The organism is Caldibacillus sp. 210928-DFI.2.18, from assembly GCF_020554505.1.
Classification (GTDB): domain Bacteria; phylum Bacillota; class Bacilli; order Bacillales; family Caldibacillaceae; genus Caldifermentibacillus; species Caldifermentibacillus hisashii.
In genome coordinates, this window is record NZ_JAJCHL010000013.1 from 38,444 (window position 1) to 54,138 (window position 15,695).

Sequence of the window (15,695 nt, forward strand, 5' to 3'; positions counted from 1 at the left end):
AGTTTATTTAATCAATATAAATTGTCCGTTTATCAATCCATCGTTGAAACCACTTAATAAGGAGCGGTTTAATGAGTTTTCTTGTAGGAGGGAGAAGCAAAATTAATCCAAGACAATCAGTAATAAATCCAGGAGAAATTAACAAGCTGCCACCTAAGAAGATACAGATACCGTCTAATAAAACATCACCGGGAGGATAGCCGGCACGAACCGCATCTTGAGCCTTTCGCATGACTTCCAAGCCCTGCCTTTTTGTCAGAAAGGCACCAAGGATTCCTGTGAAAATAATGATCAGTACCGTATTCCACACGCCAATCGTTTTTCCCGATAATAAAAACACACCTATTTCAAGCGCAGGCAGAATAATAAAAACCAGTATGAAAAATCGCATTTCCCCACCGCCTATCTTCGGTTCCCTTCGTTTGATTGAATTTAACCTAAATGTTTACAAAAACATCAAATCTTTATCTATTCCGGAAAACTTCTACCAACTAAAGAAGTGGGCTTTCTCATGCGGAAAATCTGTAAAATTGATGATAAATTTGAAGCAATTGGCAGTGCCCAATTGCTCCAATGTATATCTATAGTACACTATTATGGCCTTCATAAACAAGCCCGGTGTTTGCATCTACCGTTACTACCTGGCCGTCTTTCAAAATCGACAATGCATCTTTTACACCAACGATGACCGGAATCCCCAGATTTAAGCCAACAACAGCTGCATGACTGGTCAAACCGCCTTCTTCCGTAATCAATGCTTGACATTTTTCAAGTGCAGGCATCATGTCGCGATCCGTTGAAAATGTAACAAGTACTGAATGTTCATTTACTTTTTCCAGTACTTCTTTACTGTTTTTAGCAATGACAACTTTTCCAAATGCATTTTTTCTGCCAATCCCTTGACCTTTTGCCAGCACACTGCCGACCACATGAATTTTCATCATGTTTGTTGTACCTGCTTCACCAACCGGAACTCCTGCCGTAATTACTACATTGTCTCCGTGTTTCACGATACCGCTTTTCAGACTTTCACTTACGGATTTTTCAAGCATTTCATCAATTGATTCTGATCTTTTGCCTAATTGTGGATAAACGCCCCAAACTAATAAAAGTTGTTTCATGACTTTTTCATGACTTGTGACAGCAACAATTGGTGCAGCCGGGCGATATTTTGATACCATTCTTGCCGTATGACCGCTTTCTGTTGAAGTAATAACAGCATCAATATCCAGGTTAATGACAGCATGGGCAACGGATTGACAAATAGCATCCGTAATATTATGTTCAATTTCTTTTGAACGTAAGGCTAATATTCCTTTATGATTTAATGCACTTTCAGCTCGAACAGCTATATTATGCATCGTTTGTACTGCTTCAACCGGATATTTTCCTGCAGCCGTTTCACCGGAAAGCATAATTGCATCTGTTCCGTCAAAAATCGCATTGGCTACATCACTTGCCTCAGCTCTTGTCGGACGAGGATTTCTTTGCATAGAATCCAACATTTGCGTAGCAGTAATAACCGGTTTGGCCAGTTTATTACATTTTTTTATAAGCAATTTTTGTACCAATGGGACTTCTTCAGCCGGAATTTCTACACCAAGGTCACCGCGCGCAACCATTAAGCCGTCGCTTACTTCTAAAATTTCGTCAATTTTATCGACGCCTTCTTGGTTTTCGATTTTTGGAATAATATGGATATGAGACGCATTATGTTGCTCGAGTAGTTCGCGAATTTCTAAAACATCACTGGGACGTCGAACAAAGGAAGCTGCAATAAAATCAATTCCTTGCTCAATCCCAAAAACAATATCCCTTGCATCTTTATCAGTAATACCCGGCAAATTAACAGATACGCCCGGTACATTCACACCTTTTTTATTTTTTAAAACCCCTCCATTTAAAACTTTGGTCACTATTTCTTTTTTATCTTTATGAACATCAATGACTTCAAGTCCAATGAGTCCATCATCCAATAAAATTTTTCCTCCGACTTGAACATCATCAATCAAACCCTCGTATGTAACGGAGAATTTTTCTTGTGTACCGAGAACTTCTTCCATTGAAATTGTTACTGTATTTCCTTCAATCAGTTCGATGGCATCATTTTCCATATTATGAGTACGAATTTCGGGACCTTTCGTATCAAGCAAAAGGGCAACATGTTTCCCGGTAATTTTTTCAGCTTCACGAATATTTTTAATTCTGGCTGCATGTTCTTCGTGGTCACCATGAGAAAAGTTTAATCGTGCTACATTCATGCCTGCTTCAATTAACTGTACTAATTTTTCAACACTTTCACTGGCCGGACCTATTGTACAAACTATTTTTGTTCTTCTCATTTCAATTATCCTCCTGATCTTAAATCGATAATTCTTTTGCTAATCGAATAATTTCATTATCGATCTTATGTGGTTGATTAATAATTTCTGAAATGGCATGATCCACAATCGTATTTTTTACAATTCCTACCGCTCTGCCACCTTTTCCTTCGAGCAGCAATTCTACAGCACGTGCACCTAAGCGGCTTGCCAAAAAGCGATCCGTTGCAGATGGAGAACCACCGCGTTGTATATGCCCCAAGACAGATACACGGACATCAGCATCAATTCTCTCTTTTAATTGTTCAGCTAATTTAACACCGCTCATTACACCTTCTGCAACGACAATAATGCTGTGCCGTTTTCCTCTTTGTTTACCGCGATTTAGACGGTCAATAATGTTATCAATCGTTTCCTTTTCTTCCGGAATCAGAATCGTTTCGGCTCCACCGGCAAGACCGGACCAAAGAGCAATATCACCTGCACCTCTTCCCATCACTTCAATGACGAATGTCCGATCATGTGAAGAAGCGGTATCGCGGATTTTATCGATCGCATCAATAACGGTATTTATCGCCGTATCAAAACCAATGGTAAATTCTGTACCGCTAATATCATTATCAATTGTTCCCGGCACACCGACGCAAGGAAAACCGAGGTTTGTTAAAGCGTTCGCACCACGGTAAGAACCGTCGCCACCAATAACAACCAATCCTTCTAATCCATGTTTATGTAATTGTTCTAAACCTTGTTTTTGTACCTCAGGATTGACAAACTCCGGCAAGCGGGCTGAGCGAAGAATCGTACCGCCGCGATGAATAATATCACCGACGGAACCTAACTCCAGTTTTTCAATTTTCCCATTTACTAGTCCATGAAAACCATGATAAATCCCGTAAACTTCCAGATCATGATAAATTCCTTTACGAACGACTGCACGGATTGCAGCATTCATACCCGGAGAATCGCCACCACTTGTTAAAACAGCAATTTTTCTCATGACAAACACCTCACCTACATAATTATATTGATATTTCTATATTCCTTTGTTCATTATTAAACAAATTTCATATTTACCTTACCACGATACTTTCTTAAACTCAATAAGATATGGAACCCAAATTTAAAAAACTGAACTATTTTTCAAAAGTAATCGCTTTCTTCGATGATAAAACGTTATCTATTTTACAAATCTGTTAACATTGTAAAGAAAAGAAAGATTCTGCTTCGTCACTTCTTTTATGAAATTAGACAATAAAACTAATCTAAGTTGTTCACTTGTTTTTATATACTTTCTTATTCTGTAAAAAAGAACGTGCATTATACACGTTCCTCAGCTAGTTCTTAAACTATTCTACGGTGTACTGACCGATCTTAGCAAATTTTTGATAACGGTCTTGAACAAGTTCATTTTTCGATAACTTGGACAACTCATCCAAAGATTTTTTCAAAACAGTGTCAATTAAATTTGCCTGTTCCTTAATATTATTATGAGCTCCCCCCTTGACTTCGGGGATGATCTCATCGATGACTTCTAATTGCTTTAAGTCTTGGGCTGTAATTTTCATTGATTCTGCCGCTTTTTTTGCAAGGGTTGCATCCTTCCAAAGAATCGAAGCTGCACCTTCAGGGGAAATGACTGAATACGTCGAGTTCTCCAACATATGTATATGATTTCCAACACCTAATGCCAGTGCCCCGCCGCTACCACCTTCACCGATAACGATACAAACAATCGGAACAGTTAGCCCTGCCATTTCAAAAAGATTTCTGGCAATGGCCTCACTTTGTCCCCTTTCTTCCGCTGCTTTTCCGGGGTAGGCTCCCTTAGTATCAATAAAGCAAATAATCGGGCGGTTAAATTTTTGAGCTTGGAACATTAGGCGCAATGCTTTTCGATACCCTTCTGGATGCGGCATACCGAAATTACGGCGAATATTTTCCTTCGTATCTTTGCCACGCTGATGTCCAATAACTGTTACCGGCCTTCCTTTGTATTTGGCAATCCCTGCAACAATAGCTTCATCGTCGCCAAAGGTACGATCGCCATGACATTCAAAGAAATCTTCAAATAAATAATTTATATAATCTAGTGTCGTCGGGCGATTCGGATGTCTTGCAATTTGTACTCGATCCCATGGCTCTAAATTTTTATAAATTTCTTCTTCCAAATTGTGAAGTCGTAATTCCAATTTTTCAATTTCATCGGTTAAGTCGACATCGGCATTTTGTGTAATTAATTTTAGCTCGTCCAATTTTTTACGTAAATTAATGAGCGGCTTTTCAAATTCCAGTTCTACCGTCATTCTGTAACACCTCCAATATGATGCAGTTCGAGAATAAGCGATATTTTTTTGCGCATCTCTTTCCGATGGATGACTGCATCTAATTGTCCGTGTTTTAACTGGAATTCTGCGGTTTGAAAATCTTCGGGAAGTTCTTCATGAATGGTTTGTTCGATGACCCGCTTTCCGGCAAAACCGATTAATGCTCCGGGTTCAGCAAGGTTAAAATCTCCTAAAGAAGCGAAACTAGCTGAAACGCCGCCGGTTGTCGGATGAGTCATAACAGTAATGATTAGTCCTCCATGATCGCTGAATCGTTTTAAAGCGGCACTTGTTTTAGCCATTTGCATGAGGCTTAAGACTCCTTCTTGCATTCTGGCACCGCCGGAAGCTGTAAAAATGATGAACGGTAAATGTAATTCATCTGCTTTTTCAATGGCACGCGTTATTTTTTCACCGACAACGGACCCCATGCTCCCCATTCGGAAAAATGAATCCATAACGGCAATAACGACCGGTTTTTCCTCAATCTTTCCTGTTCCGGTTACAACTGCTTCATTCATTTTCATTTTTCTGCGATCTTTTTCTACTTTTTCTACATATTCAGGGAAGCCAAGTGGATTAACGGTAACCAATTCTTTATCCATCTCAGCAAAGGAATTTTCATCAAGAATACTTAATAACCGTTCTTTTGCATTCATTGGGAAATGGTAATCACAATGTAAACAGATTTTCATATTTTGCTCGATTTCACGTGTAAACATAATTTTTTTACAGTTCGGGCATTTCGTCATAATACCGACTGGAACATCATCGGTTGCAGACGGTACAGGAATAGTTGCATATGTTTTCTTGTTTTTAGAAAAAATATCTCTTAGCAAGGTATTTCCCCCTTGTCTCTTTCACTAAGCTTGACTGAAATTACAGACCAAGCAATGTTTATTGTATCGGTTTTGCTTGATCAAAATATAGCATGTAGATAGATAAAGCTTGATCCCAATTTCCGCTATTAATTGCTGTCAGCAGTTCAATATAATTTTTCTTTTCGATTGGATTGGTAAATTGGAGTAAACGGATAAATTCCGATAAAATATACCATATTTTTAATAATAACTGATTATCCGTTAAAATTAAAATTCTTTCAAAAAATTTTTCACGATCAAAATATTTTTCATTCCATTGAGAAATATCAATATAAGTCCTGTTAAATACGAGTTTATAAATACCGGATGTTTCAATGATTCTTTTTACTTCTAAAATATCATGATCTGCATTCTCTCTTTGAAAAACAAAACTACTTAATAATTCTACCAGTTGATGTTTTCGAAAATCAACGATAAATGTTCCTTCGCCTCTTCTTGTTTCAATTAAACCAAGTAATTCCATGGCTCTTAAAGCCTCACGAACACTCGATCTACCAACATGTAAAAGATCGGTCAACTCTCTTTCAGATGGGAGTCTATCACCAGGCTGCAAATTCCTTTCTTGAATAATTTCTCTTATTTTTTCGAATGTTTCTAAGTATACTTTTTGTTGGTATTGCCTTTGGCCCACTTTTTTCACTCACCATTTTATATAGTTATCCCTTTTTGTTTTTATTCATCATTGCAAAAAATATTAATCTCTATTTAATTGATGCGATTTCTTTCGTTTTCTTGTGAACATTAGATGGGTCAACTTTTCTGCGTGCTACCCCAGTCTCCATTGCCGCTTTTGCTACAGCTCGGGCAACATATGGAGCCACTCTCGGATCAAACGGATTTGGAATGACATAATTAGGTGATAATTGTTCATCACTAATTAGGCTGGCAATCGCTTCAACAGCTGCTTGCTTCATTTCTTCATTAATAATTGTTGCTCGAACATCTAAGGCACCACGGAAAATCCCCGGAAATGCCAGTACGTTATTGACTTGATTCGGATAATCAGAACGACCTGTTCCGATTACTGCAGCACCTGCTTCTTTCGCGTCCTCCGGCATAATTTCGGGAATCGGGTTGGCCATCGCAAAAATAATCGGATCCGGATTCATGGAGCGAACCATTTCCTTCGATAGGATTCCACCCGCAGACACCCCAATAAATACATCAGTTCCTTGAATGACTTCTTTTAGCGATCCTTTCCTTCCTTCACGATTTGTAATTTTTGCTACTTCTTCCTTAAGCTGATTCATCCCAAATGGTCGGCCTTCATAAATCGCCCCCTTTGTATCACACATGATTATATCACGGACTCCGTAGTGATAAAGTAATTTAATAATGGCTATTCCAGCTGCACCGGCCCCGTTTATAACGACCTTAATTTCATGGATCTTCCTTCCTGTCAGCTTTAATGCATTCATTAAACCCGCTATGGTAACAATAGCTGTTCCATGTTGATCATCATGAAAGACAGGGATATTGGTTTCTCTTTTTAATCGTTCTTCAATTTCAAAGCAATTTGGAGATGCGATATCTTCCAGATTAACTCCGCCAAAGGTTGGTTCCAATAATTTGACCGTCTCAACAATCTTGTCAACATCCGTTGTCCCAAGGCAAAGTGGAAATGCATCAACCCCGGCAAAACTTTTAAACAGGACAGCTTTCCCTTCCATTACCGGCAGTGCCGCTTCCGGTCCGATATTACCTAATCCCAGCACGGCAGTTCCATCTGTAACAACAGCTACAGTATTGCCTTTCATTGTATAATCGTATACCAGTTCCGGATGTTCGTAAATTTCTTTACATGGTTCTGCAACACCCGGTGAATATGCCAAACTTAAATCCTTCGGCGATTGCAATTGAACTTTAGATACCGTTTCAAGTTTCCCCATGTTCATTTGATGTAATTGTAGTGCTTCTTCCCTTAAACTCACCTTCTCCACCCCTCAAAACATTACGAATATTTATTAAATAGTGGTCTGACCACATATTATTACTAATATAAACATAAATAATCAGATTGTAAAGATATCATTAAAAATATTTTTCTCGTAATGTTTCAAACTTTCGGTCAAGGCCCATAAGAAAAGCACCAAAAAATTCCAACTACATCGATCGGCATCCTTCCGTCAAAATTCATCATTTCTAAACGAACTTGGAAATATTTTTGACAAGTTTTATCCTTGACAACCAATCCATATCGAAGTGACGGTCCTTCCTTGTGAGCTAGCTCGTATTGTTTATCTCCACCTGAAAAACAACAAAAGCAGAGCATCGACTTTTCGCTTTCTTTACTTTATGGCAACATTATGTTCTCCCAATAATTTTTTTAATTCTGAGATAGCTGCACTGTCCGGATTAATCCAATGCTCTTTTGCCAACTGGACGGTCTGATGATTTTTTTCATAATAAAGAATGATTGGCACACTCCCTTTATATTTTTTAATCATATTCTTCAATTCCCCTAATAATTCATTCGTTTGATGATTTGCATCAATTTTAATATACACCTTTTTACTTTCTTGTTCTTCTCGCAATTTTTCAACGGATTGGATGAAATTAACGATAAATTGCTTTTGACCATGTCGAAAATCAAGCGTACCGGTCATAAAAACAATTTCTCCTTTTTTTACTAAGGCTGAAGATGTCCGATAAACATTCGGAAAAACGACTGCTGACATGTCTTGCGATTCATCACTAATTTGTAAAAAAGCCATTGCTTCACCATTTTTTGTTCTTGTTTTCCGTACTTCTTGAATATAAGCGCCGACATGATATTTTGATCCGGCAATTTTCAGTTCATCCAGTAACAGAGCACCTTGGCATTGAAGCAGCTTGCGATACATGCTGACCGGATGTCTTGAAATAAATAAACCTAAAACCTGCTTTTCAAATTGTAATTTTTTATCAATAGGAATCGGTTCAACTTCAACATATTTCGGCTTAATATCCAGCTCTTCTGAAAATAATGAGTCAATTTGATGATCGTCGGGTTTCATTAATTGAGCATGTTCAATCGCCACATCCAAAGTTGCCAACAGGACAGCCCGGTCATGCCCAAATTCGTCAAAACTTCCGGCATGAATCAAGTTTTCCAACACTTTCCGGTTTACGACTTTAAGTGAAACACGTAAACAGAAATCAAATAAATCGGTAAACGGCCGTTCCCCCCTAGCTTGGATAATCTCTTTTAATGCTTGAAAACCGACTCCTTTAATCGCAGCCAAGCTAAAACGAACTCCATCACGCTCAACTTGAAATTGATAATAGCTGTGATTAATGGATGGTGGATAAATAGTAAATCCTAGATGTTTCAGTTCTTTAATGTACTCAGCGGTTTTATTTTCATTTCCTACGACCGAAGTTAATAAACTTGCCATGAAATACAATGGATAATGGGCTTTTAAATAAGCGAGTTGATAACTAATCATGCTGTAGGCAACGGCATGACTGCGATTAAAACCATAATCGGCAAAGCGGACGATCAAATCATATATTTCATTTGCCGTTGTTTCCGAATAGCCATTATTTTTGGCACCGGCTACAAAATGTTGCCTTTGTTGATCCAAAACTTCCCGCTTCTTTTTTGAAACCGCCCTTCTAAGTAAGTCTGCTTCCCCTAATGTGAAACCTGCCATTTTGGAAGCAATTTGCATAATTTGCTCCTGATATACGATGACTCCATATGTTTTCTTTAAAATATTTTCCAAGTCAGGATGTGGATAACGGACCGGTTCCTTTCCATGTTTTCGATTAATATAGACAGGAATATTTGTCATCGGTCCCGGACGATACAACGCATTGACAGCAACAATATCCTCAAATTCCGTCGGTTTCAGGCGTATTAACACATCTCGCATTCCTTCCGATTCCAATTGAAAAATCCCTGTTGTCTGACCTTTTTGTAACAGTTTAAAAGTTTTTTCATCATCAAAAGGAATATGTTTTAAATCAATTTTTTTCTGTTGTTTCTTGTGGATGGACCGAATGATTGATTCGATAAGTGATAAATTTCGTAATCCAAGGAAATCCATCTTTAATAAACCGATTTCTTCTAAGGTTCCCATCGGGTATTGGGTCAGCAAAACATCATTTGATCCTGTTTGTAAAGGAATCCATTCAACCAGTGGTCTGTCCCCGATAACAACCCCGGCTGCATGTGTTGAAGTGTGGCGCGGTAATCCTTCAATTTTTGCGGCAATTTGGAAAATCTGTTGAAAGTTTTCGTTTTTCATTAAATCTTGTAAAGCTTGGGACTCTTTCATCGCTTCCTTTAAAGTGATTCCCAATTTGTTCGGTATGCTTTTCGATAATTGATCCAATTCCTTATTTGTTCTTCCAAAAACGCGGGCAACATCCCTTACAGCTGCTTTAGCCGCAAATGTACCAAAAGTAATAATTTGAGCCACATGGGTAGATCCATATTTTTTCGCCACATACTGAATAACTTCATCGCGCCTGTGATCAGGAAAATCGATATCAATATCCGGCATCGACACCCGCTCAGGATTCAAAAACCTTTCAAACAACAGATCAAATTTAATCGGGTCAACATCCGTTATTTCAAGAACATAAGCAACAAGACTTCCCGCTGCCGATCCCCTGCCCGGTCCGACAATAATACCATTTTTTCTGGCAAATTGAACATAATCCCAAACGATTAAAAAATAATCACTAAACTTCATCTTCTTAATAATGTCAAGTTCATATTTCAGTCGTTCTTTATAAATTGGTGTAGGTGAATCGATTCTAATAGATAAATTTTTTTCACACAGTTCACTTAAAAACACATCGCTTGTTTTTTCATCGAGCGGGTATTGAGGCAATAATTGTTGATGAAAGGGAATTTCAACTTGACACTGTTCCGCAATTTTCAAAGTGTTTTCGATTGCTTCCGGGTATTGTTGAAATAAGCTGTTCAGCTCTTCATTTGTCCGCAAGTAACCTTCTTTATCCAAAGCATCTTCAGTCAACTCGGAAATATTTATATTCTCTTTGATCGCCTGCAAACATTTCCATGAAAAATAATCTTCTTTATCCAGAAAACAAACTTTATCGACAGCTGCGACGGGTATATTCATCTCCTCACTCATACTATAAATCGCTTTTCTTAACGTTTCATGATCCCGGGATGGTAATGACTGAATTGATAAATAGAAGGATTCTTTCTCAAATAATTGTTGATAGAAGCTGACTTTTTCCTTTGCACGTCCTTCTCGCCCTTGCAGAATATATGTTTCAATTTCCCCTTCAATACCGGGAGAAATGGCGATCAAACCTGAACAATAATGTTTAAGCCATTTGATTGGGATACCTTTTGGAGATTTTGTCTGAATAGCACTCGAAATTTTCATTATGTTTTGGTACCCATGTAAATTTTTTGCATAAAAAAGCAGCGGATAGGCGGTCGTTTCGTATTCCTCTTCAATTAAAATATCAGCTTCTAGTCCAATGATCGGTTGTATACCATAGGTCCGGCATGCTTTATAAAAAGGGATGACACCGTAAAGAACATTTTGATCCGTAATTGCCAGTGCATGGAATCCTCTTTGTTTTGCTGCCATAACCATTTTTTCAGGTTGGATTGTACTTGATAAAAGTGAATAGGCACTGTACATATGTAAAGGTACCATAGGCAACACATCTTCCTTCCGTTCATCCTATTTCTTCTCATTATAGCACATATGTTCTTATTTTAACACTGAAAGCAAGCAAAGAATTGTAAAATATTCATATTTACTCCATTGTACCAATAAATTATTAATAGGGGCAGTCCGATTTCGGCTGTTTATGTTAACAGGGGGTTGTTTAAATGACAGAAGCATTTGTACCAACGTTTATCCATAGTTATTTTATCGCACTTGGAGTTATTCTCGGCGGCTCCTTGATTGGCGGTTTATCAGCCTTTTTAATCGGTGAACCGCCACTTACAGAAATCTACCGACTATCCAATAGTTTACGGATATGGGCAATTGTTGCCGCTATCGGTGGAACGTTCGATGCCGTATATAATTTTGAACGTGGATTGATGCACGGACAGACCGGCGATCTTGTCAAACAAATTTTTCTCATTTTATCCGCTTTAGGTGGTGCACAAACCGGAGCACTGATTATTAATTGGCTTACCCAGGGGCATTTGTCATGAGAATCCCTCCCTATTTTTATTCAAGAAGCTTCCAACGATTTTTTTCCGGCGTCGTAATCGGTGCGATCATCAGTTGGTTAATTCTTCTGTACATGTTTGGGCGTATGCAGGAAGAGCAGGTAAAAGTAATCCGTCAGCAAGAGGAACTAATTGCCGATTTAGAAAAAGAAAAAAATATTTGGCAGGAAGATTTCAAAAAACTGAACGAGAAAAATAAAGAGCTGCTTACGGTTCAAGATATATCGATTAAAATCACCAATGGTTCCAAATATAAAATTGATGCATTAAGTATTTTCGAAGTGCAAGAGAAGGTAAAAGAAGATATCAGTAATGTACTGGCGAAAGATTTACATGTTGTTTATACAAGTAAAGATTTATTGGAAAAAGTCATTGAAAATAAGCCGGTTGTCATCAATGATCGTCGTTATCAACTGACTGTACGAAAAATGGTGATTTATACCACCTTGAATATCGAATTAGAATTAACATTAGCACAATAACAAAAAGCAGATGGGCTTGTGGTTAACTAGCCCATCATAGCATCTAAATGTTGCTGTTTTCTTCCTACGTTCCATGTGCAGGAAACATCCTTATCCCGGATCAGTGACTAGCTTTGATTTTCCAAATAATCTTGAACAACTTTTTTCAGTTCTTCCATAACCCGGTCTACCTCATCCCAGGAGTAAATTGTTGCACCGGCTGCACGTGGATGGCCACCACCAGAGAATTTTTTCGCTACTTCATTGATCGTAGGGCCATTAGAACGGAGACGAACCCGAATCTGATTCGTTTCTTCAACAAAGAACGCCCACGCCTTTATTCCTTGAATATTTCCTAACATGCTAACCGTTTGTGAAGCTTCTTGCGGTCGTAAGTTATATTTGGTCAACAGCCTTTGATCAATAATAACTTTGGCAACACCGTCAAACTCAAATTCAAAGTTTTGTAAAATATAGCCTTGAAATTTAGCGAGATTTTGTGTTGTTTCATACATTTTTTCAAATAAATCGGTTCGGGAAAACGGATATTTTATTAGTTCACTTACATATTGAAATGTTTTTTCTGTTGCACTCGGATATAAAAACCGTCCTGTATCACCCACGATACCGGCAAATAGAAGTCTTGCCCCTTCCGTTGATAATTTCAATCCATCCCCTCTTCCATATAAAAAAAACTCGTAAATTAATTCACTGGTTGAACTGGCATTTGTATCGACCCAAACAATATCACCATATTTATCCTCATTCGGATGATGATCGATTTTAATGAGAAATGCCCCCGTATGATAACGTCCGTCAGATATTCGCTCCCGATTGGCCGTATCACAAACGATGACAAGCGCATTCCGGTAACTTTCATCAGGTATTTGATCCATGGTATTTAAATATTTCAATGTTTTCTCATCTTCACCAACGACATACACATGCTTCTCAGGAAATGAAGTTTGAATAATTTCCGCCAAGCCGCCTTGAGATCCATAAGCATCAGGGTCGGGCCGGATATGTCTATGAATAATAATCGTATCAAACTCTTTTATTTTTTGTAAAATTTGTTCTTTCATATTTGATAGCTCCTTCTCACTTTTTCCATCTAAATTCACTGTAAACGATATCGTCCTTTTTTATGGCAATTTTTTATATTAGTAGGTAAAATAATATCAAAACAGAAAAGGGAGAGACGGATATATGCCTGTATTTGTTGTAATCATCGTTTTTTCAGTTACCTTTTATTTATATTACAAAGTAAAATCTTTTCAGGCAAAAACTCCGATAGAGAAAAAATGGTGGAATGCCAAATCTTCTATTGCACTCGGCTTGTTTGTCGCTGTTTTTGGATTCAATCGTTTATTCATCACCCAAACCACTGTATCCATTATTATCGGCATACTTTTTATCTTCGTTGGAACCATTTCTATCTGGACAAACTTTAAAGCGTATAAATATTATTCACCCTATGTTGAAACAAAAAAAGAGAGTATGGAAAAAGGTATGTAAAAAACCAATTGATAGTACATGGTATAAAAATTAACGATCTAAAAATTGAACCATAATCAAAGCTTTTGCAGCAATCATTCCTTTTGAAACTACTTCCACATCTACCTTGCCGAACTTTCTCCCAATTTCAAGAATATTCGGCTGAATCGTTATATCATTGTCGATTTGAACGGGCTTTAAATAGTATACAGACATACTTTCAACGACAATCTCACCTTTTTTCTGTGTGCGAAACAATCGATGAACCGATTCGATAATGGTAGAAGTAAGGACACCATAAGAAATCGTACCATGTTGATTTGTCATTTGAGGTGTCACATCAAATTCATAACTAACATCGACACCATCTGTCGTTTCTTTTTTATGTAGGTGGTTAAAAATTAAGTTTTCTATTGTTTCGCCAACATGTGGCTGCCTTTGAATGGTTTGGAGTGATTTCAACACATCTTGACGACTGATAATTCCTAAAAGCCGATTTTGTTCGTCAACCACCGGCAAAAGTTCGATGCCTTCCCAAATCATAATATGGGAAGCAGTTGCTACGCTTGTTTTTAATGTGACGGTAATCGGCTGTTTTGTCATTACTTTTTCAAGCGGTCGCGTGCGATCTTCACTGATTACGTCTTTCGAAGTGACCATACCCTCTACTTTCAGATCGTCAGTAACTACCGGAAACCGGGTATGTCTGTATTTCTCGTTCAATTCATACCACTTTTGAATCGGTTCATTGACTTTTAAATAATACGTTTGTTCGATAGGAATCAAAATATCCTCAACAAGCAATATTTCTTTTTTAATGAGTTGATCGAAAATTGCACGGTTGATTAATGTCGCCACTGTAAACGTATCATAACTAGTAGAAATAATCGGCAGTTCCAGTTCATCAGCCAATTTTTTGACATCATCACCGGTATCAAATCCCCCGGTTATTAGGACGGCTGCCCCTCTTTGCAATGCAGACTTTTGCGCTTTCATCCGATTCCCGACAATGAGCAGGTTTCCAGCTTCTGTATAGCGCATCATTGCTTCAACTTCCATTGCACCAATGACAAATTTATTCAAGGTTTTGTGTAAGCCGCTTTTACCACCTAAAACTTGTCCATCAACAATATTGACAATTTCCGCAAACGTAAGTCGTTCAATATTTTCCTTTCGTTTTTGCTCTATGCGGATCGTACCTACCCGCTCAATGGTACTGACAAACCCTTTATTTTCCGCATCTTTTATCGCTCGGTATGCTGTTCCTTCACTCACCCCTAATTCTTTTGCGATCTGTCTGACAGAGATTTTATCACCAATTGGTAAATTCTGTATGTATTGTAATATTTGTTCATGTTTCGTTGTCATTGTTTCACCTTCAGTCAACATATTTTCATGGATCATCTCATATGTGCATTATACCAGTTTTTTCAATATCTTTTAAATGATTTCCACGAAAATTAGAAGTTGCCTGTTTCATGATCAACGTAAAAAAGTTCGCTGGTTATTTTGGCAGGGATAAATATTAACCACGTTGATAATACCTGATTTTCCCCCTAGACTTCTGATCGATTTTATGAGGAACTTGCTTTCTTTTTTTCGGTGCAAATAAAACGGCTGCCAGATTACCGGCGAATGCCATAATGAGAAGACTTAGCCATGTCCAAGAAAAATAAACAGATAAAGAATTTCCGTGCAATTGTAACTCAGGGAGTGCATAGTACAGAAGGAAACAACAAATCAATAAAGATAAAATACAACGATTTTTCATTCTTTTCTCCTGCCTTCTATAAGTCTTTTGTTTTCAATATATGCAAATCTCATAAATAAATGAACCGGAAATAGTTTATAAAGTGAAACTTCTATCCGTGGGGGCTTTATCCCCACGGATGGTTAGTTGAACTAATCGGGCACTTACGGACACTTATCTTCCTCCTTTTACATCTTTGATTTCCCTTAAGCTACAGCAGGAAGATTTAGTGACCGTTTGTGCGGGATAAAGTGAAACTTCTATCCGTGGGGGCTTTATCCCCACGGATGGTTAGTTGAAC

The 15,695-nt window shown here is 37.9% G+C and carries 14 protein-coding genes; 3 read left to right on the plus strand and 11 right to left on the minus strand.

Translation table 11 applies throughout. From position 1 onward, the window contains the following. Positions 1–7 precede the first annotated feature (7 nt). The 8 genes from LIZ98_RS04900 to dnaE all read right to left on the minus strand — a co-directional run bounded on the left by LIZ98_RS04900 (position 8) and on the right by dnaE (position 11,159). The gene (locus tag LIZ98_RS04900) at positions 8–391 is read right to left on the minus strand and encodes an FxsA family protein (RefSeq protein WP_034771653.1); all 384 of its coding nucleotides are present in this window, start codon (positions 389–391) and stop codon (positions 8–10) included. Between the two features lie 190 nt (positions 392–581). Next, on the minus strand, positions 582–2,342 hold the full coding sequence (gene pyk, locus LIZ98_RS04905; protein ID WP_227139084.1) for a pyruvate kinase: 1,761 nt from the start codon (positions 2,340–2,342) through the stop codon (positions 582–584). A 19-nt stretch (positions 2,343–2,361) separates the two neighbouring features. Next, positions 2,362–3,321 carry a 6-phosphofructokinase gene (gene pfkA / locus LIZ98_RS04910; protein WP_227139083.1) on the minus strand — a complete coding sequence of 320 codons (960 nt, stop codon included), beginning with the start codon at positions 3,319–3,321 and terminating at the stop codon, positions 2,362–2,364. A 349-nt stretch (positions 3,322–3,670) separates the two neighbouring features. After that, positions 3,671–4,627, minus strand: a complete 957-nt coding sequence (gene accA, locus LIZ98_RS04915) for an acetyl-CoA carboxylase carboxyl transferase subunit alpha (RefSeq protein WP_034771657.1) — start codon at positions 4,625–4,627, stop codon at positions 3,671–3,673. Further along, the gene (gene accD / locus LIZ98_RS04920) at positions 4,624–5,487 is read right to left on the minus strand and encodes an acetyl-CoA carboxylase, carboxyltransferase subunit beta (RefSeq protein ID WP_227139082.1); all 864 of its coding nucleotides are present in this window, start codon (positions 5,485–5,487) and stop codon (positions 4,624–4,626) included. The genes accA and accD overlap by 4 nt, the downstream gene beginning before the upstream one ends. A gap of 58 nt (positions 5,488–5,545) precedes the next feature. Further along, positions 5,546–6,160: a FadR/GntR family transcriptional regulator gene (locus LIZ98_RS04925; protein ID WP_041847937.1), complete on the minus strand. Its 615-nt coding sequence runs from the start codon at positions 6,158–6,160 to the stop codon at positions 5,546–5,548. A 70-nt stretch (positions 6,161–6,230) separates the two neighbouring features. After that, on the minus strand, positions 6,231–7,460 hold the full coding sequence (ystJ, locus tag LIZ98_RS04930; protein ID WP_227090606.1) for an NADP-dependent malic enzyme: 1,230 nt from the start codon (positions 7,458–7,460) through the stop codon (positions 6,231–6,233). Positions 7,461–7,817: 357 nt separating this feature from the next. Beyond that, positions 7,818–11,159, minus strand: coding sequence for a DNA polymerase III subunit alpha (dnaE, locus tag LIZ98_RS04935; protein WP_309240447.1), 3,342 nt, complete (start codon positions 11,157–11,159; stop codon positions 7,818–7,820). Positions 11,160–11,338: 179 nt separating this feature from the next. On the opposite strand from dnaE, the gene ytrH reads away from it, so the two are divergent. Both ytrH and ytrI read left to right on the plus strand, forming a co-directional pair. Then, entirely contained in the window at positions 11,339–11,671 is a 333-nt protein-coding gene (gene ytrH / locus LIZ98_RS04940; protein ID WP_034771665.1) for a sporulation membrane protein YtrH, read from the plus strand. Then, on the plus strand, positions 11,668–12,171 hold the full coding sequence (ytrI, locus tag LIZ98_RS04945; RefSeq protein ID WP_227139080.1) for a sporulation membrane protein YtrI: 504 nt from the start codon (positions 11,668–11,670) through the stop codon (positions 12,169–12,171). The genes ytrH and ytrI overlap by 4 nt, the downstream gene beginning before the upstream one ends. Positions 12,172–12,278: 107 nt before the next feature. On the opposite strand, the gene LIZ98_RS04950 is transcribed toward ytrI, so the two are convergent. Further along, complete coding sequence (locus LIZ98_RS04950) at positions 12,279–13,232, minus strand: DHH family phosphoesterase (RefSeq protein WP_227139079.1); 954 nt, start codon at positions 13,230–13,232, stop codon at positions 12,279–12,281. A 124-nt stretch (positions 13,233–13,356) separates the two neighbouring features. Between LIZ98_RS04950 and LIZ98_RS04955 the strand changes: the two genes are divergently transcribed. Then, positions 13,357–13,665, plus strand: a complete 309-nt coding sequence (locus LIZ98_RS04955; protein ID WP_041903825.1) for a YtpI family protein — start codon at positions 13,357–13,359, stop codon at positions 13,663–13,665. A 30-nt stretch (positions 13,666–13,695) separates the two neighbouring features. Here the strand turns inward: LIZ98_RS04955 and LIZ98_RS04960 are convergent, their stop codons facing one another. Both LIZ98_RS04960 and LIZ98_RS04965 read right to left on the minus strand, forming a co-directional pair. Further along, positions 13,696–15,012: a DRTGG domain-containing protein gene (locus tag LIZ98_RS04960; protein ID WP_041903823.1), complete on the minus strand. Its 1,317-nt coding sequence runs from the start codon at positions 15,010–15,012 to the stop codon at positions 13,696–13,698. A gap of 157 nt (positions 15,013–15,169) precedes the next feature. After that, the gene (locus LIZ98_RS04965) at positions 15,170–15,415 is read right to left on the minus strand and encodes a hypothetical protein (RefSeq protein ID WP_227139078.1); all 246 of its coding nucleotides are present in this window, start codon (positions 15,413–15,415) and stop codon (positions 15,170–15,172) included. Positions 15,416–15,695: the final 280 nt, after the last annotated feature.